The sequence below is a fragment of the Kluyvera fluvialis genome (assembly GCF_059725275.1).
The window spans coordinates 4,407,982-4,433,157 of record NZ_AP046142.1 but is presented as its reverse complement, the minus strand read 5'-3'; the positions used below and the strand labels follow the sequence as shown (position 1 = coordinate 4,433,157).

At 53.4% G+C, this 25,176-nt stretch carries 28 protein-coding genes; 23 read left to right on the top strand and 5 right to left on the bottom strand.

The window, feature by feature from the left end; translation table 11 throughout:
• The first annotated feature begins 5 nt into the window (after positions 1 to 5).
• The 13 genes from mutL (at position 6) to AC6I4B_RS20935 (ending at position 15,130) form a co-directional block, all read left to right on the top strand.
• Complete coding sequence (mutL, locus tag AC6I4B_RS20995) at positions 6 to 1,865, top strand: DNA mismatch repair endonuclease MutL (protein WP_497767914.1); 1,860 nt, start codon at positions 6 to 8, stop codon at positions 1,863 to 1,865.
• Entirely contained in the window at positions 1,858 to 2,808 is a 951-nt protein-coding gene (gene miaA, locus AC6I4B_RS20990) for a tRNA (adenosine(37)-N6)-dimethylallyltransferase MiaA (protein ID WP_497767912.1), read from the top strand. The genes mutL and miaA overlap by 8 nt, the downstream gene beginning before the upstream one ends.
• 133 nt (positions 2,809 to 2,941) lie before the next feature.
• Entirely contained in the window at positions 2,942 to 3,244 is a 303-nt protein-coding gene (gene hfq, locus AC6I4B_RS20985) for an RNA chaperone Hfq (RefSeq protein WP_497767910.1), read from the top strand.
• Positions 3,245 to 3,441: 197 nt separating this feature from the next.
• Positions 3,442 to 4,722: a ribosome rescue GTPase HflX gene (gene hflX / locus AC6I4B_RS20980; protein WP_497772274.1), complete on the top strand. Its 1,281-nt coding sequence runs from the start codon at positions 3,442 to 3,444 to the stop codon at positions 4,720 to 4,722.
• 157 nt (positions 4,723 to 4,879) lie between these two features.
• A complete protein-coding gene (hflK, locus tag AC6I4B_RS20975) occupies positions 4,880 to 6,136 on the top strand; it encodes an FtsH protease activity modulator HflK (RefSeq protein WP_497767909.1) in 1,257 nt (418 codons plus the stop codon).
• Between the two features lie 2 nt (positions 6,137 to 6,138).
• Positions 6,139 to 7,143, top strand: coding sequence for a protease modulator HflC (gene hflC / locus AC6I4B_RS20970; RefSeq protein WP_497767907.1), 1,005 nt, complete (start codon positions 6,139 to 6,141; stop codon positions 7,141 to 7,143).
• A gap of 71 nt (positions 7,144 to 7,214) precedes the next feature.
• Positions 7,215 to 7,412, top strand: coding sequence for a DUF2065 domain-containing protein (locus tag AC6I4B_RS20965; protein WP_497767906.1), 198 nt, complete (start codon positions 7,215 to 7,217; stop codon positions 7,410 to 7,412).
• A gap of 102 nt (positions 7,413 to 7,514) precedes the next feature.
• Complete coding sequence (purA, locus tag AC6I4B_RS20960; RefSeq protein ID WP_497767904.1) at positions 7,515 to 8,813, top strand: adenylosuccinate synthase; 1,299 nt, start codon at positions 7,515 to 7,517, stop codon at positions 8,811 to 8,813.
• 206 nt (positions 8,814 to 9,019) lie between these two features.
• Positions 9,020 to 9,445: a nitric oxide-sensing transcriptional repressor NsrR gene (gene nsrR, locus AC6I4B_RS20955; RefSeq protein WP_497767903.1), complete on the top strand. Its 426-nt coding sequence runs from the start codon at positions 9,020 to 9,022 to the stop codon at positions 9,443 to 9,445.
• Positions 9,446 to 9,483: 38 nt separating this feature from the next.
• A complete protein-coding gene (gene rnr, locus AC6I4B_RS20950) occupies positions 9,484 to 11,925 on the top strand; it encodes a ribonuclease R (RefSeq protein ID WP_497767901.1) in 2,442 nt (813 codons plus the stop codon).
• A gap of 40 nt (positions 11,926 to 11,965) precedes the next feature.
• Complete coding sequence (locus tag AC6I4B_RS20945) at positions 11,966 to 12,547, top strand: DapH/DapD/GlmU-related protein (protein ID WP_497767900.1); 582 nt, start codon at positions 11,966 to 11,968, stop codon at positions 12,545 to 12,547.
• Between the two features lie 112 nt (positions 12,548 to 12,659).
• A complete protein-coding gene (rlmB, locus tag AC6I4B_RS20940) occupies positions 12,660 to 13,391 on the top strand; it encodes a 23S rRNA (guanosine(2251)-2'-O)-methyltransferase RlmB (protein WP_497767898.1) in 732 nt (243 codons plus the stop codon).
• Positions 13,392 to 13,507: 116 nt separating this feature from the next.
• Positions 13,508 to 15,130 (top strand): isovaleryl-CoA dehydrogenase, encoded by a 1,623-nt coding sequence (locus AC6I4B_RS20935; protein WP_497767896.1) that lies wholly within the window; start codon positions 13,508 to 13,510, stop codon positions 15,128 to 15,130.
• A gap of 60 nt (positions 15,131 to 15,190) precedes the next feature.
• On the opposite strand, the gene yjfN is transcribed toward AC6I4B_RS20935, so the two are convergent.
• Together yjfN and bsmA are read right to left on the bottom strand one after the other, a co-directional pair.
• Positions 15,191 to 15,466, bottom strand: a complete 276-nt coding sequence (gene yjfN / locus AC6I4B_RS20930; RefSeq protein ID WP_497767895.1) for a DUF1471 family protease activator YjfN — start codon at positions 15,464 to 15,466, stop codon at positions 15,191 to 15,193.
• 129 nt (positions 15,467 to 15,595) lie between these two features.
• Positions 15,596 to 15,904 carry a biofilm peroxide resistance protein BsmA gene (bsmA, locus tag AC6I4B_RS20925; RefSeq protein ID WP_497767893.1) on the bottom strand — a complete coding sequence of 103 codons (309 nt, stop codon included), beginning with the start codon at positions 15,902 to 15,904 and terminating at the stop codon, positions 15,596 to 15,598.
• Positions 15,905 to 16,108: 204 nt separating this feature from the next.
• On the opposite strand from bsmA, the gene yjfP reads away from it, so the two are divergent.
• Positions 16,109 to 16,831 carry an esterase gene (gene yjfP, locus AC6I4B_RS20920; RefSeq protein ID WP_497767892.1) on the top strand — a complete coding sequence of 241 codons (723 nt, stop codon included), beginning with the start codon at positions 16,109 to 16,111 and terminating at the stop codon, positions 16,829 to 16,831.
• Here the strand turns inward: yjfP and ulaR are convergent.
• Positions 16,828 to 17,583, bottom strand: a complete 756-nt coding sequence (gene ulaR / locus AC6I4B_RS20915; RefSeq protein WP_497767890.1) for an HTH-type transcriptional regulator UlaR — start codon at positions 17,581 to 17,583, stop codon at positions 16,828 to 16,830. The two genes, yjfP and ulaR, sit on opposite strands and share 4 nt — an antisense overlap.
• Before the next feature lie 119 nt (positions 17,584 to 17,702).
• Positions 17,703 to 18,767, bottom strand: a complete 1,065-nt coding sequence (ulaG, locus tag AC6I4B_RS20910) for an L-ascorbate 6-phosphate lactonase (RefSeq protein WP_497767889.1) — start codon at positions 18,765 to 18,767, stop codon at positions 17,703 to 17,705.
• A 363-nt stretch (positions 18,768 to 19,130) separates the two neighbouring features.
• On the opposite strand from ulaG, the gene ulaA reads away from it, so the two are divergent.
• Genes ulaA through AC6I4B_RS20880 form a run of 6 tightly spaced genes read left to right on the top strand, consistent with a single transcriptional unit; the run spans position 19,131 to position 23,540 of the window.
• Positions 19,131 to 20,528 (top strand): PTS ascorbate transporter subunit IIC, encoded by a 1,398-nt coding sequence (gene ulaA, locus AC6I4B_RS20905; protein WP_497767887.1) that lies wholly within the window; start codon positions 19,131 to 19,133, stop codon positions 20,526 to 20,528.
• Positions 20,529 to 20,543: 15 nt separating this feature from the next.
• The gene (gene ulaB / locus AC6I4B_RS20900) at positions 20,544 to 20,849 is read left to right on the top strand and encodes a PTS ascorbate transporter subunit IIB (RefSeq protein WP_332149842.1); all 306 of its coding nucleotides are present in this window, start codon (positions 20,544 to 20,546) and stop codon (positions 20,847 to 20,849) included.
• Positions 20,850 to 20,858: 9 nt separating this feature from the next.
• Entirely contained in the window at positions 20,859 to 21,326 is a 468-nt protein-coding gene (gene ulaC, locus AC6I4B_RS20895) for a PTS ascorbate transporter subunit IIA (protein WP_497767886.1), read from the top strand.
• 13 nt (positions 21,327 to 21,339) lie between these two features.
• The gene (ulaD, locus tag AC6I4B_RS20890; RefSeq protein ID WP_497767884.1) at positions 21,340 to 21,990 is read left to right on the top strand and encodes a 3-keto-L-gulonate-6-phosphate decarboxylase UlaD; all 651 of its coding nucleotides are present in this window, start codon (positions 21,340 to 21,342) and stop codon (positions 21,988 to 21,990) included.
• Between the two features lie 9 nt (positions 21,991 to 21,999).
• Positions 22,000 to 22,854 carry an L-ribulose-5-phosphate 3-epimerase gene (locus AC6I4B_RS20885; protein ID WP_497767883.1) on the top strand — a complete coding sequence of 285 codons (855 nt, stop codon included), beginning with the start codon at positions 22,000 to 22,002 and terminating at the stop codon, positions 22,852 to 22,854.
• Complete coding sequence (locus tag AC6I4B_RS20880; RefSeq protein WP_497767881.1) at positions 22,854 to 23,540, top strand: L-ribulose-5-phosphate 4-epimerase; 687 nt, start codon at positions 22,854 to 22,856, stop codon at positions 23,538 to 23,540. The genes AC6I4B_RS20885 and AC6I4B_RS20880 overlap by 1 nt, the downstream gene beginning before the upstream one ends.
• Before the next feature lie 64 nt (positions 23,541 to 23,604).
• On the opposite strand, the gene AC6I4B_RS20875 is transcribed toward AC6I4B_RS20880, so the two are convergent.
• Positions 23,605 to 23,880 carry a YdgH/BhsA/McbA family protein gene (locus AC6I4B_RS20875; RefSeq protein WP_497767880.1) on the bottom strand — a complete coding sequence of 92 codons (276 nt, stop codon included), beginning with the start codon at positions 23,878 to 23,880 and terminating at the stop codon, positions 23,605 to 23,607.
• 341 nt (positions 23,881 to 24,221) lie between these two features.
• On the opposite strand from AC6I4B_RS20875, the gene rpsF reads away from it, so the two are divergent.
• From rpsF to rpsR, 3 genes are read left to right on the top strand one after another with little or no spacing between them, the layout of a single operon-like run.
• Positions 24,222 to 24,617, top strand: coding sequence for a 30S ribosomal protein S6 (gene rpsF / locus AC6I4B_RS20870; RefSeq protein WP_006686337.1), 396 nt, complete (start codon positions 24,222 to 24,224; stop codon positions 24,615 to 24,617).
• A 6-nt stretch (positions 24,618 to 24,623) separates the two neighbouring features.
• Positions 24,624 to 24,938, top strand: a complete 315-nt coding sequence (priB, locus tag AC6I4B_RS20865) for a primosomal replication protein N (protein WP_455562635.1) — start codon at positions 24,624 to 24,626, stop codon at positions 24,936 to 24,938.
• A 4-nt stretch (positions 24,939 to 24,942) separates the two neighbouring features.
• Positions 24,943 to 25,170: a 30S ribosomal protein S18 gene (rpsR, locus tag AC6I4B_RS20860; RefSeq protein ID WP_000135199.1), complete on the top strand. Its 228-nt coding sequence runs from the start codon at positions 24,943 to 24,945 to the stop codon at positions 25,168 to 25,170.
• Positions 25,171 to 25,176 lie beyond the last annotated feature (6 nt).

Sequence of the window (25,176 nt, the reverse complement as noted above, 5' to 3'; positions counted from 1 at the left end):
TTTTCATGCCGATTCAGGTTTTACCGCCGCAGCTTGCGAACCAGATTGCCGCGGGTGAAGTGGTGGAGCGGCCTGCATCGGTAGTGAAAGAGCTGGTAGAAAACAGCCTTGATGCCGGTGCTACCCGCATCGATATTGATATTGAACGCGGTGGTGCGAAGCTTATCCGCATTCGTGACAACGGCTGTGGTATTAAAAAAGATGAGCTGGCGCTCGCGCTGGCGCGTCATGCCACCAGTAAAATTGCCTCGCTGGACGACCTTGAAGCTATCTTGAGCCTCGGCTTTCGCGGTGAAGCGCTGGCGAGCATTAGCTCGGTGGCGCGTTTAACGCTGACCTCACGCACGGCAGAGCAGCAGGAGGCCTGGCAGGCCTATGCCGAAGGGCGCGATCAGGATGTGACGGTAAAACCCGCCGCACATCCGGTTGGCACGACGCTGGAAGTGTTGGACTTGTTCTACAACACACCGGCGCGTCGCAAGTTTATGCGCACTGAAAAAACCGAATTTAACCACATTGATGAGATTATCCGCCGCATTGCGCTGGCGCGTTTCGATGTGAGTTTCAACCTGACCCATAACGGCAAGATGATTCGCCAGTATCGTGCGGTGGCTGAAGGGGCGTCGAAAGAGCGCCGCCTGGGCGCCATTTGCGGCGTTCCGTTCCTCGAACAAGCGTTGGCTATCGAGTGGCAGCACGGCGATTTAGCACTGCACGGCTGGGTTGCTGACCCGAAACACACCACCACTGCGCTGGCTGAAATTCAATACTGCTATGTGAATGGCCGTATGATGCGCGACCGCTTGATCAATCACGCGATTCGCCAGGCCTGTGAGGACAAACTGGGCGCAGACCAGCAGCCTGCGTTTGTGTTGTATCTCGAAATTGACCCGCATCAGGTGGATGTTAACGTGCACCCCGCCAAGCATGAGGTGCGTTTCCACCAGTCGCGATTGGTGCATGATTTCATCTACCAGGGGGTGTTGAGCGTACTACAACAGCAGTTAGACGCGCCCTTGCCGCTGACGGAAGACGATGAACCCGCACCGCGCGCGTTGCCGGAAAACCGTATCGCCGCAGGGCGAAACCAGTTTGCTGAACCAGTGGCGGCGCGTGAAGCCGAACCGCTGCGCTATGCCTCGACGGGCGGCGGTGGTGGAAGTAGCCGAGGCAGTGGCGCTGGCGCAAGCTGGCCAAACGCACAGCCGGGCTATCAGAAACAGCAGGGGGCGCTCTATCGCCAACTGCTGGATACGCCCGTCAGCAAACCCGAACCAGCAAAACCGGCGGTGGAGAATTTGGCGGGGCACAGCCAGAGCTTTGGCCGCGTGCTGGCGATTATCGGTGAACACTGTGCGCTGCTGGAGCGTAACGGGCGAGTGAGCCTGCTGTCGCTACCGGTGGCCGAGCGCTGGCTGCGTCAGGCTCAGCTCACGCCGGGCGAGGCGACGATTTGCGCTCAACCGCTGTTGATTCCGCTGCGTCTGAAAGTGACCGACGGCGAACGACGGGTATTGCAAGAGGCGCAAAGCACCCTAAGTACGCTGGGCATTGAAATCCTGCTGGAAGGGCAGCACGTCACGGTTCGCGCCGTGCCTTTACCCTTACGACAACAAAATTTACAAATCTTGATTCCTGAACTGATAGGCTACTTACTGGAACAAACTCAAGTTGAGGCTGGCAACGTGGCGCAGTGGTTAGCCCGCAATCTGGCGAGTGACCACGCGCAATGGAACACGGCGCAGGCGATTGCCATGCTAGCGGACGTTGAACGTCTTTGCCCTCAACTGGTCAAAGCTCCACCGGGTGGTCTGTTACAACCTGTTGATTTAGATTCTGCGATGAACGCCCTGACAAATGAGTGATGTAACCGAGGCGAGCCTGCCTAAGGCAATTTTTTTAATGGGGCCAACCGCTTCGGGCAAAACAGCGCTGGCAATTGAATTACGTAAAGTTTTGCCAGTAGAGTTGATTAGTGTTGATTCAGCCCTTATTTATCGGGGGATGGACATCGGCACTGCTAAGCCGAGTGCGGAAGAGCTGCAAGCTGCACCGCATCGGTTGCTGGATATTCTCGACCCCGCGCAAGCCTATTCGGCGGCGGATTTCCGCCGCGATGCACTGGCGCACATGGCCGAGATTACCGCCGCAGGGAAAATTCCCCTGTTAGTGGGCGGTACGATGTTATATTTCAAGGCGTTGCTTGAAGGTTTATCACCGTTGCCCTCAGCCGACCCGGAAGTTCGGGCGAAGATTGAGCAGCAAGCGGCAGAGCAAGGATGGATGGCGCTGCATCAGCAACTGCGGGAGATTGACCCCGTGGCGGCTGAGCGTATTCATCCGAATGATCCGCAAAGACTTTCCCGAGCACTGGAAGTTTTTTTCATTTCGGGTAAAACTTTAACGGAGTTGACGCAAACGTCAGGAGACGCTCTGCCCTATAAGGTGCATCAGTTCGCCATCGCCCCGGCGAGCCGTGAACTGCTCCATCAGCGCATTGAGCAGCGTTTTCATCAGATGTTGGCTTCGGGTTTTGAAGCAGAAGTGCGGGCGCTATTTGCCCGTGGAGATTTGCATACGGATATGCCTTCCATTCGTTGTGTGGGATATCGCCAGATGTGGTCATACCTTGAAGGCGAAATTTCATATGATGAAATGGTTTATAGAGGAGTTTGTGCCACGAGACAGCTAGCGAAGCGCCAGGTGACGTGGTTACGCGGTTGGGAAGGGGTTCATTGGTTAGATAGTGAACAGCCGGAGCAGTCGTTTAACCAATTACTACAGGTAGTGGGTGCTAGTGTAGGCTGAATGTGTACAATTGAGTCGTATCGTGCGCAATTTTCAGAATCGTAAGGTTCATACGCAACATCGTTCAAGTTGCTGCAAGTAGCCTGGATGACGAAGTGTATAAGTACAAATAAGCATATAAGGAAAAGAGAGAATGGCTAAGGGGCAATCTTTACAAGATCCGTTCCTGAACGCATTGCGTCGGGAACGTGTTCCAGTTTCTATTTATTTGGTGAATGGTATTAAGCTGCAAGGGCAAATTGAGTCTTTCGATCAGTTCGTGATCCTGTTGAAAAACACGGTCAGCCAGATGGTCTATAAGCACGCAATTTCTACCGTTGTTCCGTCTCGTCCGGTTTCTCATCACAGCAACAACGCTGGCGGCACGGGTAGTAACTATCATCACGGTAGCAACGCGCAGGGTTCTGCGCAGCAAGACAGCGAAGAAACCGAATAAGGTTGATGGCTGTTTATCCAAGCCGGGGAGCCATAGTTTGCTCTATGGCTTTTAGGTTGCAGGAAGGCGGCGCGCAGTGAATCCCCAGGAATTTACATTAGTGAACGACTGGGGTGAACGAGAAAAGCCAAGGCCCATGCAGCTTAAAAGACGACGAGCAACTGCGTTCCCCGCTGGTATTTCAGGAGACATTACGCTTGTTTGACCGTTATGACGCCGGTGAGCAGGCGGTGCTGGTACACATCTATTTTACGCAAGACAAAGATATGGAAGACCTCCAGGAGTTTGAATCTCTGGTCTCTTCCGCTGGTGTCGATGCAATGCAGGTGATTACCGGTAGCCGTAAAGCGCCGCACCCAAAATATTTTGTTGGTGAAGGTAAGGCTGTCGAAATTGCGGAAGCCGTAAAAGCGACAGGCGCTTCCGTTGTTCTTTTTGACCACGCATTAAGCCCGGCCCAGGAACGCAACCTCGAACGTCTGTGTGAATGCAGAGTTATCGATCGTACTGGCCTTATTTTAGATATTTTCGCCCAGCGTGCGCGTACCCATGAAGGTAAGTTGCAGGTTGAGCTTGCGCAGTTACGCCATTTGGCGACACGCCTGGTGCGTGGTTGGACGCACCTTGAAAGACAAAAAGGCGGGATTGGTTTACGCGGCCCTGGCGAAACCCAGCTCGAAACCGACCGCCGTTTGCTGCGCAATCGTATTATGCAGATTCTTTCGCGTATCGAGAGAGTCGAGAAACAACGTGAACAAGGACGCCGTTCACGTGTGAAAGCGGATATTCCGACGGTATCGCTGGTGGGATACACCAACGCCGGAAAATCAACGCTGTTTAACCATATTACGCAGGCGGAGGTTTATGCCGCTGACCAACTGTTTGCCACCCTCGATCCGACACTGCGTCGCATTGATGTGGCAGACGTCGGTGAAACGGTATTAGCCGATACCGTCGGCTTTATTCGTCACTTGCCGCATGACCTGGTGGCAGCGTTTAAAGCCACCTTGCAGGAAACCCGCGAAGCGACGCTGTTGCTGCACGTGATTGATGCGGCAGATGTTCGTGTGCAGGAAAACATCGATGCGGTAGATACGGTTCTCGAAGAAATTGATGCCCACGAGATACCGGCCCTGCTGGTGATGAATAAAATCGATATGTTGGATGAGTTCGAACCGCGTATCGACCGAGATGAAGAGAATAAACCTATCCGGGTGTGGCTTTCTGCGCAAACCGGGGTAGGGATACCACTCCTTTTTCAGGCGTTGACCGAACTGCTTTCCGGGGAAGTGGCACAGCACACGCTGCGTTTACCTCCGCAGGAAGGTCGTTTGCGTAGCCGCTTTTATCAGCTTCAGGCAATCGAAAAAGAGTGGATGGAGGATGACGGCTGCGTCAATTTGCAGGTTCGTATGCCGATTGTTGACTGGCGTCGCCTCTGTAAACAAGAACCGACACTGGCAGACTACGTCGTCTGACCGTGCAGCTTGCCTGAAAATATTAGCCCTTTGGGTACCCAGCGGTTCAGGTCGCTTTAACGCAACGACAACGACCAGGATGGATGTTGTCGTTAACCGTGAGCAGACCTTGACTGGGAAAAGGTATATCACCGCATAACAAATATGGAGCATAAACATGGCGTGGAATCAGCCCGGTAATAACGGACAAGACCGCGACCCGTGGGGAAGCAGCAATAATCAAGGCGGCAACTCCGGGGGAAATGGAAATAAAGGCGGTCGCGATCAGGGGCCGCCGGATTTGGATGATATCTTCCGTAAGCTGAGCAAAAAGCTTGGCGGTTTTGGGGGCGGTAAAGGCGGTTCCGGTAGTTCACCTCAGACCCCTCGTGGGCCGATGAGTGGACGTATTGTCGGTATCGCAGCCGCTGCTGTGGTCGTGATTTGGGCGGCCAGTGGATTCTATACCATTAAAGAAGCCGAGCGCGGCGTTGTGACGCGTTTTGGTAAGTTCAGCCACCTGGTTGAGCCGGGTCTGAACTGGAAGCCGACGTTTATTGATGAAGTTCGTCCGGTTAACGTTGAAGCTGTGCGCGAACTGGCCGCGTCCGGTGTGATGTTGACCTCTGACGAAAACGTCGTGCGCGTTGAAATGAACGTGCAGTATCGCGTAACCGATCCTCAGCGTTACCTGTTTAGCGTGACCAGCGCCGACGACAGTCTGCGTCAGGCAACCGACAGCGCCCTGCGTGGGGTTATCGGCAAATACACCATGGACCGTATTCTGACCGAAGGCCGTACCGTTATTCGTAGCGATACCCAGCGTGAGCTGGAAGAAACCATTCGTCCGTACAACATGGGTATTACGCTGCTGGACGTCAACTTCCAGGCCGCTCGTCCGCCGGAAGCCGTTCAGGCCGCGTTTGACGATGCGATTTCCGCACGTGAAAACGAACAACAGTCGATCCGTGAAGCCGAAGCGTACAGCAACGAAGTACAGCCGCGCGCCAACGGTCAGGCACAGCGTATTCTGGAAGAAGCTCGCGCTTATAAAACGCAGACCGTTCTGGAAGCGCAGGGTGAAGTGGCTCGTTTCGCTAAAATCCTGCCTGAATATAAAGCCGCTCCGCAGATTACCCGCGAGCGTCTGTATATCGAGACGATGGAAAAAGTGCTGAGCCATACCCGCAAAGTGCTGGTTAGCGATAACAAAAATGGCAGCCTGATGGTTCTGCCGTTGGATCAAATGCTGAAAGGCGGTAACGCCCCAGCGGCAAAGAGCGATAGCAGTGGTGCTAACAATCTGTTGCGCCTGCCGCCTGCGTCCTCATCCAACAGCAGCGCAAGCAACACTTCGTCTGCCAGTCAGGGCAATATCATGGACCAACGCCGCGCTAACGCGCAGCGTAACGACTACCAGCGTCAGGGGGAATAACGATGCGTAAGTCAGTTATTGCGATTATCATCATCGTGCTGGTAGTGCTGTATGCCTCTATCTTCGTGGTTAAAGAAGGTGAGCGCGGGATTACACTGCGCTTTGGCAAAGTGGTGCGTGACGATGAAAACAAACCACTGGTGTATGCACCAGGTCTGCATTTCAAGCTGCCGTTGATTGAGTCTGTTAAAACGCTGGATGCGCGTATTCAGACCATGGACAATCAGGCTGACCGCTTTGTGACCAAAGAGAAGAAAGACCTGATCGTTGACTCTTACATCAAATGGCGTATCAGCGATTTCAGCCGTTACTACCTGGCAACGGGCGGTGGCGATGTGTCTCAGGCCGAAGTGCTGCTGAAACGTAAGTTCTCTGACCGTCTGCGTTCTGAGATTGGTCGTCTGGACGTAAAAGACATCGTGACCGACTCTCGTGGTCGTCTAACTATCGAAGTTCGTGATGCGTTGAACTCCGGTTCTGCGGGCACGGTGGATGAAGTCGCGACGCCAGCGGCGGATAGCGCGATTGCCGAAGCGGCAGAGCGTATTACCGCAGAAACTAACGGTAAAGTGCCGGTCGTTAACCCGAACAGTATGGCGGCGTTAGGCATTGAAGTGGTCGATGTGCGTATCAAGCAGATCAACCTGCCGACCGAAGTTTCCGAGGCGATTTACAACCGTATGCGCGCCGAGCGTGAAGCAGTTGCGCGTCGTCACCGTTCTCAGGGTGAAGAAGAGAAAGAGAAGATCCAGGCTGCTGCGGATTATGAAGTCACCAAAACGCTGGCTGAAGCCGAGCGTCAGGGGCGAATCATGCGTGGTGAAGGGGATGCCGAAGCCGCTAAGCTGTTTGCTGACGCCTTCAGCCAGGATCCGGAATTCTATGCCTTTATCCGTAGCCTGCGGGCTTATGAGAAGAGCTTCGATAGCAATCAGGATGTGATGGTGCTGAGCCCGGATAGCGATTTCTTCCGCTATATGAAAACGCCGAGTGCAGCAACGCGCTAATTGCGCTCGCAAGTGAATAAAACCACCGCCTCCTTTGGGAGCCGGTGGTTTTCTTTTTATCAGGGGGAATAATGAACTCGACAATTTGGCTAGCGCTTGCGCTGGTTTTGGTGCTTGAAGGGCTTGGGCCGATGCTGTACCCGAAAGCCTGGCGTAAGATGATCTCTACGATGACCCAATTACCGGATACGATGTTACGTCGATTTGGCGGCGGTCTTGTGGTTGCTGGCGTCGTTATCTACTACATGTTGACGAAAACGATTAGCTGAACAAAAAGCGGCCTTCTCAGCGTGATTTTGCATATAAAAAGTGCTGTATATCTGAAAAAGCGATGGTAGAATCCATTTTTAAGCAAACGGTGATTTTGAAAAATGGGTAACAACGTCGTCGTACTGGGCACCCAATGGGGTGACGAAGGTAAAGGGAAGATTGTTGATCTTCTGACTGAACGGGCTAAATATGTTGTACGCTACCAGGGCGGTCACAACGCAGGCCATACTCTCGTAATCAACGGTGAAAAAACCGTCCTCCATCTTATTCCATCAGGCATTCTCCGCGAAAACGTGACAAGCATCATCGGCAACGGTGTGGTTCTGTCTCCGGCTGCGCTGATGAAAGAGATGAAAGAACTGGAAGACCGTGGTATCCCGGTTCGTGAACGTCTGCTGCTGTCTGAAGCGTGCCCGTTAATCCTCGACTACCATGTCGCTTTGGATAACGCTCGTGAAAAAGCGCGCGGTGCTAAAGCTATCGGTACTACCGGCCGTGGTATCGGTCCGGCTTACGAAGATAAAGTCGCTCGTCGCGGTCTGCGCGTTGGCGATCTCTTCGATAAAGCGACTTTTGCCGACAAACTGAAAGAAGTGATGGAATATCACAACTTCCAGCTGGTGAACTTCTACAAAGTTGAAGCCGTTGACTACCAGAAAGTGCTGGACGATGTGATGGCGGTTGCCGACATCCTGACTGGCATGGTTGTTGACGTTTCTGACCTGCTGGACCAGGCGCGTAAACGTGGCGAATTCGTCATGTTCGAAGGTGCGCAGGGTACGCTGCTGGATATCGACCACGGTACTTATCCGTACGTGACCTCGTCCAACACCACCGCAGGTGGCGTAGCAACCGGTTCTGGCCTCGGCCCGCGTTATGTTGACTACGTACTGGGCATCATCAAAGCGTACTCCACTCGCGTGGGTGCGGGTCCATTCCCGACCGAACTGTTTGATGAAACCGGTGAGTTCCTGTGCAAGCAAGGTAACGAATATGGTGCTACCACTGGCCGTCGTCGTCGTACCGGCTGGCTGGACTCCGTTGCCGTGCGTCGCGCAGTGCAGATTAACTCCCTGTCTGGCTTCTGCCTGACCAAACTGGACGTCCTGGACGGCCTGAAAGAAGTTAAAATCTGTGTTGCTTACCGTATGCCGGATGGCCGCGAAGTGACCACCACTCCACTGGCAGCTGATGATTGGCAGGGTATCGAGCCTATCTACGAAACCATGCCAGGCTGGTCTGAAACGACCTTCGGCGTGAAAGATCGTAGCGGCCTGCCACAGGCAGCGCTGAACTACATCAAACGTATTGAAGAACTGACTGGTGTGCCAATTGATATTATCTCTACTGGCCCAGACCGTACTGAAACCATGATTCTGCGCGACCCGTTCGACGCATAATAAATGGCAATGCTCGGTAGTTGTTGACTGCCGAGCCTGTAGGCCGGATCGGGCGCTTCGCGCTGCTATCCGGCTTAATCATTCGCAAGATCCGCGCTTTTTTCCTTCCCGCACCGAAAAAATTAGCGACCTGGCTGGTGGCTGGTTTATCATCAATATAATACCGGTAGTTATTCTTCCCGAGTTCTTTTCCCCCTGAGGTTGATGTGCAGTTAACAAGTTTTACCGATTATGGCTTACGTGCGCTTATTTATATGGCAGCTTTGCCGGAAGGCAACATGACCAGTATCTCGGAGGTGACCGAGGTTTACGGCGTGTCGCGTAACCATATGGTTAAAATAATTAATCAGCTCAGTCGTGCGGGCTACGTCAGGGCTGTGCGGGGAAAAAACGGCGGTATCCAGCTGGGGAAACCCGCAAAGGAGATCCGCGTTGGAGACGTCGTACGCGAACTTGAACCGCTCTCGCTGGTGAATTGCAGTAGCGAGTTTTGTCATATTACCCCTGCCTGTCGTTTGAAACAGGCGCTTTCTCAGGCTGTGCAATGTTTTCTCAAGGAACTGGATAACTATACACTGGCTGATTTGGTTGAAAAGAATCAACCGCTCTATAAATTATTGCTGGTGGAGTGACGAAAATCTCCACCAGAGATGACAACGGAGGAACCGAGATGTCACAAGATCCTTTCCAGGAACGCGAAGCTGAAAAATACGCGAATCCCATCCCGAGCCGGGAATTTATACTCGAACATTTAACAAAACGTGAAAAACCGGCCAACCGCGAAGAATTGGCCGTGGAACTGAACATTGAAGGCGAGGAGCAAATTGAAGCTCTGCGCCGCCGACTGCGCGCCATGGAACGTGACGGGCAGTTGGTCTTTACCCGTCGCCAGTGCTACGCGCTGCCGGAACGCCTCGACCTGCTGAAAGGCATGGTTATCGGTCATCGCGATGGCTTTGGCTTCCTGCGTGTGGAAGGCCGTAAAGACGACTTGTACCTGTCGAGCGAGCAGATGAAAACCTGTATGCACGGCGATCAGGTGCTGGCGCAACCGCTGGGTGCGGATCGTAAAGGCCGCCGCGAAGCGCGCATCGTTCGTGTGCTTGAGCCAAGAACCGGGCAGATAGTTGGCCGCTACTTCACTGACGCTGGCGTCGGTTTTGTTGTGCCGGACGACAGCCGACTGAGCTTTGATATCCTGATCCCGCCAGAGGCGGTGATGGGCGCGCGCATGGGCTTTGTGGTGGTGGTCGAACTGACCCAGCGCCCAACCCGTCGCACCAAAGCTATTGGTAAAATTGTTGAAGTGCTGGGCGATAACATGGGCACGGGCATGGCGGTTGATATGGCGCTGCGCACCCATGAAATCCCTTACGTCTGGCCGCCAGCCGTTGAAGCGCAGGTGGCTGGCCTGAAAGAACAAGTGCCGGAAGAAGCGAAAGTTGGCCGTGTTGACCTGCGTGATTTACCGCTGGTCACTATTGATGGCGAAGACGCCCGCGACTTTGATGACGCGGTGTACTGCGAGAAAAAACGCGGCGGCGGCTGGCGTCTGTGGGTCGCGATTGCGGATGTCAGCTACTACGTGCGTCCGCCGACTCCGCTGGACAAAGAAGCGCGCAACCGTGGTACGTCGGTGTACTTCCCGTCGCAGGTTGTGCCGATGCTGCCAGAAGTGCTGTCTAACGGTCTGTGCTCGCTGAACCCGCAGGTTGACCGCCTGTGCATGGTCTGTGAAATGACCGTGTCGTCGAAAGGTCGCTTAACCGGCTTTAAATTCTATGAAGCGGTGATGAGTTCCCACGCGCGTCTGACCTACACCAAAGTGTGGCATATGTTGCAGGGCGATCAGGACTTACGCGAACAGTACGCGCCACTGGTGAAACACATCGAGGAGCTGCATAACCTCTACAAAGCGCTGGAATCAGCCCGCGAAGAGCGTGGCGGGATCTCGTTTGAAAGCGAAGAAGCGAAATTTATCTTCAACGCCGAGCGCCGCATCGAGCGTATAGAGCAGACTCAGCGTAACGACGCGCACAAACTGATTGAAGAGTGCATGATTCTGGCGAACATCTCGGCGGCGCGTTTTGTTGAGAAGGCCAAAGAACCTGCGCTGTTCCGTATCCACGATAAACCGACGACCGAAGCGATTACCGCTTTCCGTTCGGTGTTGTCCGAGTTGGGTCTGGAACTGCCTGGCGGCAACAAGCCAGAACCACGCGATTACGCCGAGCTGCTGGAATCGGTAGCTGACAGGCCGGATGCGGAAATGCTGCAAACTATGCTGCTGCGTTCGATGAAGCAGGCGATTTATGACCCGGAAAACCGAGGGCACTTCGGCCTGGCGCTCCAGTCTTATGCGCACTTTACTTCACCGATTCGTCGTTATCCTGACCTGCTGTTGCACCGTGCTATTAAGTATCTGCTGGCGCAGGAACAGGGCCACAAAGGCAATACCACGGAAACCGGCGGCTACCATTACTCAATGGAAGAAATGCTGCAATTGGGCCAGCACTGCTCCATGGCTGAACGCCGCGCCGACGAAGCGACACGCGACGTGTCCGACTGGTTGAAGTGCGACTTTATGCAGGATCAGGTGGGTAACGTCTTTAAAGGTGTTATCGCAAGCGTGACCGGTTTTGGCTTCTTTGTGCGTCTGGATGAGCTGTTTATCGACGGCCTGGTGCATGTCTCCTCGCTGGATAACGACTACTATCGCTTTGACCAAATCGGCCAACGCCTGATTGGCGAGTCCGGCGGTCAGACTTATCGCCTTGGCGATCGCGTAGAAGTGCGCGTTGAAGCGGTAAACATGGACGAACGTAAAATCGACTTCTCGCTGATCTCCAGCGAGCGTGCGCCACGTAACGTCGGTAAAACCGATCGCGAAAAAGCGAAGAAAGGCTCGGCAGGCAAAGGCGGCGGTAAACGTCGTCAGGTTGGCAAAAAAGTGAATTTTGAGCCAGACAGCGCCTTCCGTGGTGAGAAAAAACAAAAGCCGAAAGCGGCGAAGAAAGACGCGAGAAAAGCGAAGAAGCCGTCGGCGAAAACGCAAAAAATCGCGGCGGCAACCAAAGCAAAACGCGCGGCCAAGAAAACAGCCGCTGAGTAATTTTTAGGCCAGTCATCGGGTGCAGTTTAAGGAGAAATGCATGTTGGTAAGAGAAAGGATGAATCTCGGTATGTTGTATACCGACCATTGCGAAGGGCTACCGGAAGATCGCCGTGCCGGAAAAGAGCTGGCCTATGATTACAATATGACGCGCCCGTCGCAAGAGGCGCTCAGGCAGGAAATTTTGCCAAAGCTGTTCGGGCATTTTGGCGCGAACGGCTGGATTGAACCCCCGGTGCGCGTGGCGTATGGCAGCCACACGCACATTGGCAAGAATTTCTATGCCAATTTCAATCTCACGCTGGTGGACGACGCCACGGTGACGATTGGCGATAACGTGCTGATTGCGCCCAATGTCACTATCTCCACCGCTGGGCATCCGATTGACGCGGAGCTGCGCGCCAGCGGGCAGCAGTTTTCGCTGCCGGTGACCATTGAAGATAACGTCTGGCTCGGCGCGGGCGTTATTGTGAACCCTGGGGTGACGATTGGTCGCAACAGCGTGATTGGTGCGGGCAGCGTGGTGACAAAATCTATCCCGCCGAATGTCGTAGCCGTGGGCGTACCTTGCCGCGTGCTGCGTGAAATTACTGAGGCCGATAAGGCCAGCTTCAGGGTGTAAAGCTGGTGGCGCATGCGCGCCGCCAACGCAGAGGCAGCCTGAAGGATGACGTGTATAATGGCTTAATACCGCCGATAATCCCGGCGTATCCTGCTTAAAATGAGAACCTTTAATGAGTGAAATGATTTACGGCATCCATGCAGTGCAGGCACTGTTGGAGCGCGCCCCTGAACGTTTTCAGGAAGTGTTTATTCTGAAAGGCCGCGAAGATAAGCGCCTGATGCCGCTTATCCATGCGCTGGAAGCCCAGGGCGTGGTTATCCAACTGGCGAACCGCCAGTATCTGGACGAAAAAAGCGAAGGAGCCGTGCACCAGGGGATTATTGCGCGCGTGAAGCCGGGTCGTCAGTATCAGGAAAACGATCTGCCAGATCTGCTCGCAACGCTGGATAACCCGTTCCTGCTGATCCTCGATGGTGTCACCGATCCGCACAACCTGGGCGCTTGCTTACGTAGCGCGGACGCCGCCGGTGTTCATGCGGTTATCGTCCCGAAAGATCGCTCGGCGCAGTTGAATGCGACAGCGAAAAAAGTGGCCTGTGGCGCGGCCGAAAGCGTGCCGTTAATTCGTGTCACCAACCTGGCGCGCACCATGCGTCTGCTTCAGGAAGAGAACGTCTGGATTGTGGGCACGGCGGGCGAAGCTGACCACACTCTGTATCAGAGCAAAATGACCGGACGTATGGCGCTGGTGATGGGCGCAGAAGGTGAAGGTATGCGTCGTCTGACTCGCGAACACTGCGATGAGTTGATCAGCATTCCGATGGCGGGCACGGTTTCATCTCTGAACGTGTCTGTCGCGACCGGTATCTGCCTGTTTGAAGCGGTTCGCCAGCGCAGTTAAGCATCAGGCGGCACGCTGTCAATTTATTGAGCCACCTCTTTTGAGGTGGCTTTTTATTGTGCATCACTCCTGACCGTCCATACTTAAGGCAATGCCAAAAGAGGGAGGGAAACACCGTGCACTGGCAAACTCATACCGTTTTTAATCAGCCTATCCCCTTAAATAACAGTAACCTGTTCTTATCTGATGGCGCGTTGTGTGACGCGATTTCCCGGCATGATGCCGCCTGGGACGCCGATCTGCTGGCAAGTATTGGCCAACAGTTAGGTACGGCGGAATCGCTGGAACTGGGGCGGTTGGCTAATGTGCATCCTCCAGAATTACTCCGCTATGATCCACAGGGACAGCGGCTTGATGACGTGCGTTTTCATCCCGCCTGGCATCTGCTGATGCAAGGGTTGTGCGCGAATCGGGTGCATAATCTTCCCTGGCAGGAGGAGGCGCGTCGTGGTGCGTTTGTCGCTCGTGCCGCGCGTTTTATGCAGCACGCCCAGGTCGAAGCGGGCACGTTATGCCCCATCACCATGACCTTTGCCGCCACACCATTGCTGTGTCAGGCGCTACCGCCGCTGTTTGCTGACTGGCGAACTCAACTGCTCAGCGATCGCTACGATCCCCATCAGCAGCCTGATGTGCAAAAGCGTGGGCTGCTCATCGGTATGGGAATGACGGAAAAACAGGGCGGTTCGGATGTACTGAGCAACAGCACTCGCGCGCAGAAACTGGCGGATGGGAGCTATCAGCTTACTGGGCATAAATGGTTTTATTCCGTACCGCAAAGCGACGCACACCTGGTTTTAGCGCAGGCTCACGGCGGGTTAACGTGCTTTTTTGTGCCGCGTTTGTTACCTGATGGCAGCCGCAATGCTATTCGCCTGGAACGGCTAAAGGACAAGCTGGGCAACCGGGCGAACGCCAGCGCGGAAGTGGAGTTCCAGCAGGCGCTCGGCTGGCCGCTGGGCGAAGAGGGCGAAGGGATACGGCAAATCCTCAAAATGGGCGGCCTGACGCGCTTTGACTGCGCGCTGGGCAGCCACAGCCTGATGCGGCGAGCCTTGTCGGTGGCGTTGTATCACGCCTTCCAGCGGCAAGCGTTTGGCCATAATCTTGTCGATCTGCCGTTGATGCGCCAGGTGCTGGGCAAAATGGCGTTACAACTGGAGGGACAAACTGCGTTTATGTTCCGCCTTGCCAGCGCGTGGGAGCAGAACCAACGGCCGGAAGAGGCGCTATGGGCACGTTTGTTTACCCCCGCCGCGAAATTTACACTCTGCAAAGCGGGGATTCCCTTTGTCGCCGAAGCAATGGAAGTCTTGGGCGGTATAGGTTATTGCGAGGAGAGCGAACTGCCGCGTCTATACCGCGAAATGCCAGTAAACAGTATTTGGGAAGGCTCCGGCAATATTATGTGTCTTGATGTACTGCGCGTATTCGCGAAGCAACCCGATGCGATGGCGCTGCTGGCTGGCGAGTGCGCGGAAGTGAAAGGTCAGGATCGCCATTTTGACCGCCACTGGCGTCAGTTTCAGCGGCTGTTGCGTAAACCTTCCGAGGCGCAGGGGCGTAACATAACTCAGCAGTTGTATCTGTTAGGCGTGGGCGCGCAGATGCTGCGCTATGCGTCACCGCCGATGGCTCAGGCGTGGTGTCGGATGATGCTCGACTCGCGGGGCGAGGCGTTGCTGAGTGAACAGGTTATCAACGAGGTCTTGTGTCGGGCGACGGGCGGGGGAAGATAACGGACGAAAAGGTGGAAGAGGTGATTGCGTCGCTAGCGCGTCTTCCACCGTAGGCTGGTCTTAGGCATAGATAATCGCCTGTGCTCGCCAATTGTCCTGCTGCGGTTCTTCATACATTTGAACAATGCGATACCAGGATGCGCCTTGCTCATCCGCTTTACGGGCGATAACCAGTTCAACATCTTCCAGACTTCCGGTCACATTGTTGACCGAAATCAGACCGATTTCGTTTAGCCCGGTGACACAATCAGCGCTGGCGAACTCTGCCGATTGCGCCGCTGCGGGGTGCGTACCGCTTGGCAAAAGCAGGGAAGATAAGGTAAATGATTGTTTCATCGTCAGCTCCATTTTGCATAACCCATTAGGGGCAGTCCATAGCAGACGCCTGGCCTGCTTTTAGGCTGAGGCGTCATTGTGCATCAGAGAAACGTGAAACGGTGCAAACCTACGTAAAGCTAATGAAAACTACTTACGGTAAAGGATTGCCTGTGAATACCATTGCCCCGGAACCACCGTGTCATCAATCATAATGATCACGTAGTAATCCGCTTTCTGCTGGGTGGCTTTGGCCTTTAACGTTGCTTCAACGTCCATCGGCGAGCCATGCACCAGCGCGCTAATCGTACCCATGCGCTGCAAACCTTCAGTTTGGTTGCGACGAATTTCCTGCGGATGATTGGTCGCGGCTGGTGGCGCTTCGGGCGTGCCTTCCAGCAGGGTGCAACCGCTCAACCAGAGCGCCAACAACACAGGGATAAACCGTTGTATCGCCATTTCCCGTTTCCTGATAATCATAGTGTAGTGGGGGATAGAGTTTCCCTTTAGGGCAATGTTCCTGATTTGTTAACCATAGCGCTATTTTCGAATGAAAATATCCCGAAAGCGTAACCGGGTTCTCAATGTTATAAATCAAGGGTATTGCCATCATCATAATGAATCAATTTAGGCTGCTACATCAGCATAGTTTAGGGGATTACCATGATTGAGCTGGAAACTCGCATCCTCGCCGGGCGAGATGTTTTACATGCCTATCCAAAAGGATGCGCCGAAAAAGCGCTGCCCAGCATAGTGTTTTATCACGGTTTTACCTCCTCAAACGTTGTTTATAGCTATTTTGCCGTAGCGTTCGCGCAGGCTGGTTTTCGGGTGGTAATGCCTAACGCTGCCGAACACGGCGAACGTTTCAATGGTCATAGCGCGGAGCGCTTGCAGCATTTTTGGCAGATTCTGCTGCAAAACTTTGCGGAGTTTCCGGCGTTGCGCGATGCATTAAGCGCCAGCGGGTTGGTGAGTGAAGGCCGCCTGGCGGTGGCGGGAGCCTCAATGGGCGGAATGACCGCGCTGGGGCTGATGGCGCAACAGCCAGAGCTAAAATGTGTGGCAAGCCTGATGGGATCGGGGTATTTCACTTCACTTTCCCGCACATTATTCCCACCCGTTCAAAGGGCGGAAGTTGAACAACCGTTGGCTCAATGGGATGTAGAGCATCAATTGGCGCAGTTAGCCAACCGCCCGCTGCTGCTGTGGCATGGTGAAGAGGATGATGTGGTTCCCGCCGCCGAAACGTACCGTTTGCAACAAGCGCTGCGTGAAGCGGGGCTTGATAAACGCCTGACGTGTGTCTGGCAGGCGGGCGTTCGCCACCGGATCACGCCAGAAGCGCTGAATAGCACGGTGGCATTTTTCCGCCAGCATCTTTAAACGCGGATCACCTGCACACCTTGATCCTCAAGCTTTTTGAGGATCTCGGGATCGGCCTGTTTGCCGGTTATGAGCAGATCGATTTCATCGGCGCGGCTGAACAGCATCCCCGCCCGTTCGCCCACTTTACTGCTGTCAACCAACACCGCCAGTTTACCTACGACGTTGAGCATTTTTTGCTCGGCCATCGCGGTGAGCATATCGGTTTTGTACAGCCCCTCTGTCGTCAGCCCTTTGCCGCTGGTAAACATCCAGTGTCCGGCGTAGAGGCTATTTTCACTGCCCTGTGGGCTTAAGGTAATCGCGTGGCTGCGATTGTACTGCCCGCCCATGATTATCACGCTGTCGTGTTCCTGGTCGATCAAATAGTTCGCCAGTGGCAGGTAGTTAGTGATTATCTGCACTGGTTTGCCACAGATCTCCTGACCGACCAAAAATGCGGTGGATCCGCAGTTGATCACCACGCTTTCTCCAGGCATCACCAGTTGCGCGGCGGCTTGGGCGATTCGTACTTTCTCGTCGTGATTTTGCGCCTGATGAATATTCATCGGTGACCAGCGAGGTCGTTGCTGATTGATGGCCTCGGCCCCGTTACGCACTTTTTTCAGCTTGCCGCTTTCATCAAGTTTGTTGATATCCCTGCGAGCCGTAGCGGGTGAAATCCCCAGACGGGAAATCACCTGCTCTACTGTAACAAAGCCCGCCTGTGCCAGCAGTTCCAGTAGAATCTGATGTCTTTGCGCTTCCGTCATGAGCTAATCCGAAAAAAAATGATGATTTAAGATGATATTTGAAAAACAGAAAAAATACTATTCCGTATAAGACTGTACAGGCCGGATTCGCATTGCGCGATCCGGCCTGAGTCGAATGCTTACAGGAAGGATTTAAACGGCAGGTCAGGCTCAATCGTAAAGCAGTCGTCGAAGCCGCGTGGATAGTGATATTCAAAATTGTCTTTATCCAGCGGCCAGGTAAATTTGCCTCCTACCTGCCAGATAAACGGTTTGAATCCGTACTTCAGGCGATCTTTTTTCATCTCCCACAGTACGCGAATTTCCTGCGGGTCGGCCTGGAAGTTTGACCAAATATCATGATGGAACGGAATAACCACTTTCGTATTCAACGCCTCAGCCATGCGCAGCATATCGGCACTGGTCATTTTGTCGGTGATCCCGCGCGGGTTTTCACCGTATGAACCTAACGCCACATCAATGTGATGCTCGTTACCGTGCTTCGCATAGTAGTTGGAGTAGTGGGAGTCACCACTGTGGTACAGCGTGCCGCCAGGGGTTTTGAACAGATAATTGACGGCGCGAACGTCCATGCCATCAGGCAGTACGCCAGCGGCTTTTTGATCGGCGGGCAGGGTGATTAAAGCTGTGCGATCAAACGCGTCAAGCGCATGAATCTCAATGTCTTTTACTTTGACGACATCGCCAGGTTTCACCACGATGCAGCGCTCTTTTGGCACGCCCCAGCCAATCCAAAGATCAACGCAGGTTTGCGGGCCAATAAACGGCACATCGCTAGCGCAGTTTTGCATGACTGCGGCGGCGACGTTGACGTCGATATGATCGTTGTGATCGTGTGTCGCCAGTACGGCGTCAATCTGGCGAATGGCAAACGGGTCTAGCACAAACGGTGTGGTACGCAGGTTTGGCTGGAGTTTTTTCACCCCGGCCATGCGCTGCATCTGATGGCCTTGCTTCATCAATGGGTTACCGTGGCTTTGCTTGCCCGTGCCGCACCAGAAATCAACGCAGACGTTGGTGCCACCTTCCGATTTTAGCCAGATGCCCGTACAGCCCAGCCACCACATGGCAAAGGTGCCTGGCGCGACCTGTTCCTGCTCGATCTCCTCATTCAGCCAGCTTCCCCATTCTGGGAAGGTGCTCAGGATCCAAGATTCCCGCGAGATAGTCTCTACTTTGCTCATCGTGCTCCCTCTTTATTTATCATAAATAATCATATGGTGATTTGTTGTGATTGATAATCTCACCGTTTTTTCATGAATGCAATGAGGGAATTTTGCTGGATAGCAAGGTAAGGACGAAATAAATCACGTTATGTGAGCAATGACTAATCTATAGTTATTCAATATGATTATGATTTTAAAGAGGTATTTTTGGTTTAATTTGATTTGATATTATTCCCTATTATCAGTGCGTTTATTATTGCGGTGTGCGTCACATTTAATCAAATTGAATCTTGTTGTGATTACTTTTGATTATTGGAGTGTGTGACACCATCGGTTGAACAGGGTCGTAGGTTCAGCCCCCCTTATTTACTGGAGAGCGTTATGGAGATCCTCTACAACATCTTTACCGTCTTTTTTAATCAGGTAATGACCAATGCCCCGCTGTTGCTGGGGATCGTGACCTGTATCGGCTACATCCTGTTGCGTAAAAGCGTCAGTGTCATCATCAAAGGCACTATCAAAACGATCATCGGTTTTATGCTCTTACAGGCGGGTTCTGGCATTTTGACCAGCACCTTTAAACCGGTTGTGGCGAAGATGTCTGAGGTGTACGGCATCAACGGCGCAATCTCTGATACCTACGCTTCGATGATGGCGACGATCGATCGTATGGGTGACGCCTACAGTTGGGTAGGATACGCGGTACTGTTAGCGCTGGCGCTGAACATCTGTTACGTACTGTTGCGTCGTATTACCGGCATTCGCACCATCATGCTCACTGGGCACATCATGTTCCAGCAGGCGGGGCTGATTGCGGTATCTTTCTACATCTTCGGCTACCCAATGTGGACCACGATTATCTGCACTGCGGTGCTGGTGTCGCTCTACTGGGGCATCACCTCCAACATGATGTACAAACCGACGCAGGAAGTGACCGACGGCTGCGGATTCTCAATCGGGCATCAGCAGCAGTTTGCCTCGTGGATTGCCTATAAAATTGCGCCGTATTTGGGCAAAAAAGAGGAAAGCGTCGAAGATCTTAAGCTGCCCGGCTGGCTGAATATCTTTCACGACAACATCGTCTCAACGGCGATTGTGATGACCATTTTCTTCGGCGCCATTTTGCTCTCCTTTGGTATTGATGTTGTCCAAGCGATGGCAGGAAAAACGCACTGGACGGTCTACATACTGCAAACGGGTTTCTCATTCGCGGTCGCTATTTTCATCATTACTCAGGGCGTGCGGATGTTCGTTGCTGAACTGTCCGAAGCGTTCAACGGTATTGCCCAACGTTTGATCCCTGGCGCGGTATTGGCCATTGACTGTGCGGCGATTTATAGCTTCGCGCCAAACGCCGTGGTATGGGGCTTTATGTGGGGCACTATCGGCCAGCTGATTGCGGTCGGTATTTTGGTCGGCTGCGGCTCCTCCATTCTTATCATCCCTGGTTTTATCCCGATGTTCTTCTCTAACGCCACCATCGGCGTCTTTGCTAACCACTTTGGCGGCTGGCGCGCGGCGCTCAAGATTTGCCTTGTGATGGGCATGATTGAAATTTTCGGCTGCGTCTGGGCGGTGAAACTCACCGGCATGAGCGCCTGGATGGGCATGGCAGACTGGTCAATTTTGGCACCACCGATGATGCAAGGCTTTGCCTCCGTCGGTATCGCGTTTATGGCTGTCATCATCGTCATTGCGCTGGCTTATATGGTCTTCGCCGGGCGCACGTTGCGCGCTGAGGAAGATGCGGAAAAACAACTGGCAGAACGCTCTGCTTAATAAGGAGTTTTGATTATGACCGTACGTATCCTGGCTGTGTGTGGTAATGGGCAAGGCAGCTCTATGATCATGAAAATGAAAGTGGATCAGTTTTTAACCCAGTCAAATATTGACCACACGGTAAATAGCTGTGCGGTAGGTGAATACAAAAGTGAGCTGAGCGGTGCTGACATTATTATCGCCTCCACACATATCGCCGGTGAAATTACCGTTACTGGCAATAAATATGTCGTAGGCGTGCGCAACATGCTGTCTCCGGCGGATTTCGGCCCGAAACTGTTAGACGTTATCAAAGAACATTTCCCTCAGGACGTGAAGTAAGGAGGCGGCATGAAATTACGTGATTCGTTGGCTGAAAACCACTCCATCTGCCTGCAAGCAGAAGCCGATACCTGGCAGGACGCGGTGAAAATTGGCGTTGATTTGCTGGTGGCGGCAGATGTGGTTGAGCCGTGTTACTACCAGGCCATTCTGGATGGCGTGGAGCAATTTGGCCCGTACTTTGTCATTGCGCCAGGGTTGGCGATGCCGCATGGCCGTCCAGAGGAAGGGGTTAAGAAAACGGGTTTTGCACTGGTGACGTTGAAAACTCCGCTGTCGTTTAACCACGAAGACAATGACCCCGTGGATATTCTCATCACTATGGCGGCGGTCGATGCCAATACGCATCAGGAAGTCGGCATCATGCAGATAGTTAATCTGTTTGAAGATGAAGCAAATTTCGACCGTTTACGCGCCTGCCGCAGCGAGCAGGAAGTGCTGGATTTAATCGACCGCACAAATGCGGCTTCTATTTAAGAGGGAATTAAACATGTCATTACCTATGTTGCAGGTCGCACTGGATAACCAAACGATGTCTAGTGCGTATGAAACGACCCGCCTGATTGCGGAAGAAGTCGATATTATCGAAGTCGGCACTATTTTGTGTGTCGCTGAAGGTGTGCGTGCTGTTCGTGACTTAAAAGCGCTGTATCCGCACAAAATCGTGCTGGCGGACGCCAAAATTGCCGATGCGGGTAAAATTCTTTCGCGCATGTGTTTTGAAGCCAATGCCGACTGGATTACGGTGATTTGCTGCGCGGATATCAACACCGCCAAAGGTGCGCTGGACGTAGCGAAAGAATTTAACGGTGACGTGCAAATTGAGCTAACCGGTTTTTGGACGTGGGAGCAGGCGCAGGAGTGGCGTGACGCGGGGATTGGGCAGGTGGTTTATCACCGCAGCCGTGACGCACAGGCGGCCGGTGTGGCCTGGAGTGACGCGGATATCGACGCCATCAGACGCCTCTCTGAAATGGGCTTTAAAGTCACCGTCACCGGTGGGCTGGCGCTGGAGGATTTACCGCTGTTTAAAGGTATTCCTATTCACGTCTTTATCGCCGGTCGTAGCATCCGCGATGCCGCCTCTCCGGTAGAAGCCGCTCGCCAGTTCAAACGCTCTATCGCCCAGCTTTGGGGTTAAGGAGCGTCTATGTTGACGAAAGGCATACCGCTTGGCATCTACGAAAAAGCACTCCCCGCAGGGGAGTGCTGGCTGGAGCGTTTACGGCTGGCGAAAGAGTTGGGTTTTGATTTCGTCGAAATGTCCATTGATGAAACTGATGCCCGCTTGTCGCGTCTTGACTGGGGGCGTGAACAGCGCCTGGCGCTGGTGAGCGCGGTGGCGGAAACCGGCGTTCGTATTCCTTCCGTGTGCCTGAGCGCGCATCGTCGATTCCCGCTAGGTAGCGAAGACGACACCGTGCGTCAGCAGGGGCTGGAGATCATGCGTAAAGCCATCCAGTTCGCGCAAGATGTGGGCATTCGAGTGATCCAACTCGCGGGTTATGACGTTTATTACCAGGATGCCAACGACGAAACGCGCCGCCGTTTTCGTGAAGGGCTGAAAGAGAGTGTGGACATGGCGAGTCGCGCGCAGGTCACGCTGGCGATGGAAATTATGGACTACCCACTCATGAACTCCATCAGCAAAGCGCTGGGCTATGCGCATTACCTGAACAACCCGTGGTTCCAGCTTTATCCCGATATCGGCAATCTTTCTGCCTGGGATAACGACGTGCAAATGGAGCTTAAAGCGGGTATCGGGCACATCGTGGCGGTACATGTTAAAGACACCAAACCCGGTGTCTTCAAGAACGTGCCGTTTGGTGAAGGCGTGGTCAACTTTGAACGTTGCTTTGAAACGCTCAAACAAAGCGGTTACTGCGGGCCGTACCTGATTGAAATGTGGAGCGAAACGGCAGACAACCCGGCGCTCGAAGTGGCGAAAGCGCGCGACTGGGTAAAAGCACGGATGGCCAGCGCAGGCCTGGTGGAGGCAGCATAATGCAAACGCTAAAACAGCAGGTTTTTGATGCCAATATGGATTTGCCGCGCTATGGGCTGGTGACTTTCACCTGGGGCAATGTGAGTGCTATCGACCGGGAACGTGGGCGCGTGGTGATTAAACCCAGCGGCGTCGCCTATGACACCATGACCGTAGACGATATGGTGGTGGTGGATATGGACGGTCATGTGGTGGAAGGGCGATATCGTCCTTCTTCCGATACCGCCACTCATCTGGCGCTGTACCAGCGTTACCCGAGCTTAGGCGGGGTTGTGCATACACACTCCACCCATGCAACCGCGTGGGCGCAGGCTGGGCTGGCAATCCCGGCGTTGGGTACGACGCACGCAGATTACTTTTTCGGTGATATTCCTTGTACGCGCGCGCTCAGCGAAGCGGAAGTACAGGGGGAATATGAACGCAATACGGGAAAAGTGATTATCGAAACGCTGGGCGATATTGAACCGTTACATACGCCAGGCATTGTGGTGTATCAGCACGGCCCGTTTGCTTGGGGTAAAGACGCCCACGACGCGGTGCACAATGCGGTAGTGATGGAAGAAGTTGCCAGAATGGCGTGGATTGCGCGCGGCATTAATCCTGCGCTGAACCCGATTGATGGCTATTTAATGAATAAGCACTTCATGCGTAAGCATGGCCCTGACGCATACTACGGGCAAAAATGAATGTCCCCCGAAACCTTAACTCCTTCTGGGATGTTACCGGTCAGGTTTCGGGGGCTTTCTCCCGTTAGCGGTACAGCACTGCGCTGGCGTGGATTAAGCCATCGCTGCCGGGTTCGTGAATCAGGATTGGCTGAAAATATTTAGCCCCCTGAGCATCGCTCTCCTGGTTGAGCGCCCGATCGGCCTCTTGCTCAGTGGCGATATTATGATTGATATAGATAACCCCCAGGCTCTGCACATCGTCCATGTTACGCGCCTGATGGCCATTAATCTGAATGGCGGCCTGTGCGCTGACGCTAACCAGTAGCGCAGCCATCGCGGCAATGATGATGTTTTTCATATTCAACTCCTTACTGACAGTCCTGATGATGACTCGGGGCTCTCCTGTGATCGTGGATTGCTTGCTGATTAAAGTGTAATCGCTCTTTCGTGGACGTATCGCGACCATTTCTGATGCAGTTGTTCAAAAAAATCACGCATCTTGTACTGTTCAATTTTAAATCACAGACTTAGACCCATTTCACGCTTTGTGAGAATTTTTTGTGCAATCAGCTTGAGTTTTTCCAGGGGCGCAAGTATTATGACGCGTCAATTTTTCAGCCGCCCTTTAACACGTTCCTTGCCTCCATGGGCCGCGGCTGACCCAGACAGGAGGCTGAATAATCCGTAAGGAGCAATTCGATGCGTCATTACGAAATCGTTTTTATGGTCCATCCTGACCAGAGCGAACAGGTTCCGGGTATGATCGAACGTTACACTGGTGCAATCACTGCAGCAGAAGGTACGATCCATCGTCTGGAAGACTGGGGCCGCCGTCAGCTGGCTTACCCGATCAACAAACTGCACAAAGCGCACTACGTTCTGCTGAACGTTGAAGCACCGCAGGAAGTTATCGATGAGCTGGAAACTAACTTCCGCTTCAACGATGCCGTTATCCGTAGCATGGTAATGCGTACTAAACACGCTGTTACCGAAGCATCTCCGATGGTTAAAGCGAAAGACGAGCGTCGTGAACGTCGCGATGATTTCGCAAACGAAACCGCAGATGATGCAGATGCTGGGGATTCTGAAGAGTAATTTCTGATGACCAACCGTCTGGTGTTATCCGGCACCGTGTGCAGGATGCCCCTTCGAAAGGTCAGTCCATCAGGAATTCCTCATTGCCAGTTCGTGCTTGAGCATCGTTCTGTGCAAGAGGAAGCCGGTTTCCACCGGCAGGCGTGGTGCCAAATGCCCGTTATTATTAGCGGTCACGAAAACCAAGCCATTACTCACAGTATAACGGTCGGTAGCGCAGTAACCGTGCAAGGCTTTATCTGTTGCCACAAAGCAAAGAATGGTCTGAGCAAAATGGTTCTGCATGCCGAGCAGATTGAATTGATAGATTCTGGAGACTAGCCATATGGCACGTTATTTCCGTCGTCGCAAGTTCTGCCGTTTCACCGCGGAAGGCGTTCAAGAGATCGACTATAAAGATATCGCTACGCTGAAAAACTACATCACCGAAAGCGGTAAGATTGTCCCAAGCCGTATCACCGGTACCCGTGCAAAATACCAGCGTCAGCTGGCTCGCGCTATCAAACGCGCTCGCTACCTGTCCCTGCTGCCGTACACTGATCGTCATCAGTAATCGGTC

Coding starts and splice junctions, on each gene's coding strand:
- mutL (WP_497767914.1), top strand. CDS start 6: ATGCCGATTCAGGTTTTACCGCCGCAGCTTGCGAACCAGATTGCCGCG.
- miaA (WP_497767912.1), top strand. CDS start 1,858: ATGAGTGATGTAACCGAGGCGAGCCTGCCTAAGGCAATTTTTTTAATG.
- hfq (WP_497767910.1), top strand. CDS start 2,942: ATGGCTAAGGGGCAATCTTTACAAGATCCGTTCCTGAACGCATTGCGT.
- hflK (WP_497767909.1), top strand. CDS start 4,880: ATGGCGTGGAATCAGCCCGGTAATAACGGACAAGACCGCGACCCGTGG.
- hflC (WP_497767907.1), top strand. CDS start 6,139: ATGCGTAAGTCAGTTATTGCGATTATCATCATCGTGCTGGTAGTGCTG.
- AC6I4B_RS20965 (WP_497767906.1), top strand. CDS start 7,215: ATGAACTCGACAATTTGGCTAGCGCTTGCGCTGGTTTTGGTGCTTGAA.
- purA (WP_497767904.1), top strand. CDS start 7,515: ATGGGTAACAACGTCGTCGTACTGGGCACCCAATGGGGTGACGAAGGT.
- rnr (WP_497767901.1), top strand. CDS start 9,484: ATGTCACAAGATCCTTTCCAGGAACGCGAAGCTGAAAAATACGCGAAT.
- AC6I4B_RS20945 (WP_497767900.1), top strand. CDS start 11,966: ATGTTGGTAAGAGAAAGGATGAATCTCGGTATGTTGTATACCGACCAT.
- rlmB (WP_497767898.1), top strand. CDS start 12,660: ATGAGTGAAATGATTTACGGCATCCATGCAGTGCAGGCACTGTTGGAG.
- yjfN (WP_497767895.1), bottom strand. CDS start 15,466: ATGAAACAATCATTTACCTTATCTTCCCTGCTTTTGCCAAGCGGTACG.
- bsmA (WP_497767893.1), bottom strand. CDS start 15,904: ATGGCGATACAACGGTTTATCCCTGTGTTGTTGGCGCTCTGGTTGAGC.
- yjfP (WP_497767892.1), top strand. CDS start 16,109: ATGATTGAGCTGGAAACTCGCATCCTCGCCGGGCGAGATGTTTTACAT.
- ulaR (WP_497767890.1), bottom strand. CDS start 17,583: ATGACGGAAGCGCAAAGACATCAGATTCTACTGGAACTGCTGGCACAG.
- ulaG (WP_497767889.1), bottom strand. CDS start 18,767: ATGAGCAAAGTAGAGACTATCTCGCGGGAATCTTGGATCCTGAGCACC.
- ulaA (WP_497767887.1), top strand. CDS start 19,131: ATGGAGATCCTCTACAACATCTTTACCGTCTTTTTTAATCAGGTAATG.
- ulaB (WP_332149842.1), top strand. CDS start 20,544: ATGACCGTACGTATCCTGGCTGTGTGTGGTAATGGGCAAGGCAGCTCT.
- ulaC (WP_497767886.1), top strand. CDS start 20,859: ATGAAATTACGTGATTCGTTGGCTGAAAACCACTCCATCTGCCTGCAA.
- ulaD (WP_497767884.1), top strand. CDS start 21,340: ATGTCATTACCTATGTTGCAGGTCGCACTGGATAACCAAACGATGTCT.
- AC6I4B_RS20885 (WP_497767883.1), top strand. CDS start 22,000: ATGTTGACGAAAGGCATACCGCTTGGCATCTACGAAAAAGCACTCCCC.
- AC6I4B_RS20880 (WP_497767881.1), top strand. CDS start 22,854: ATGCAAACGCTAAAACAGCAGGTTTTTGATGCCAATATGGATTTGCCG.
- AC6I4B_RS20875 (WP_497767880.1), bottom strand. CDS start 23,880: ATGAAAAACATCATCATTGCCGCGATGGCTGCGCTACTGGTTAGCGTC.
- rpsF (WP_006686337.1), top strand. CDS start 24,222: ATGCGTCATTACGAAATCGTTTTTATGGTCCATCCTGACCAGAGCGAA.
- priB (WP_455562635.1), top strand. CDS start 24,624: ATGACCAACCGTCTGGTGTTATCCGGCACCGTGTGCAGGATGCCCCTT.
- rpsR (WP_000135199.1), top strand. CDS start 24,943: ATGGCACGTTATTTCCGTCGTCGCAAGTTCTGCCGTTTCACCGCGGAA.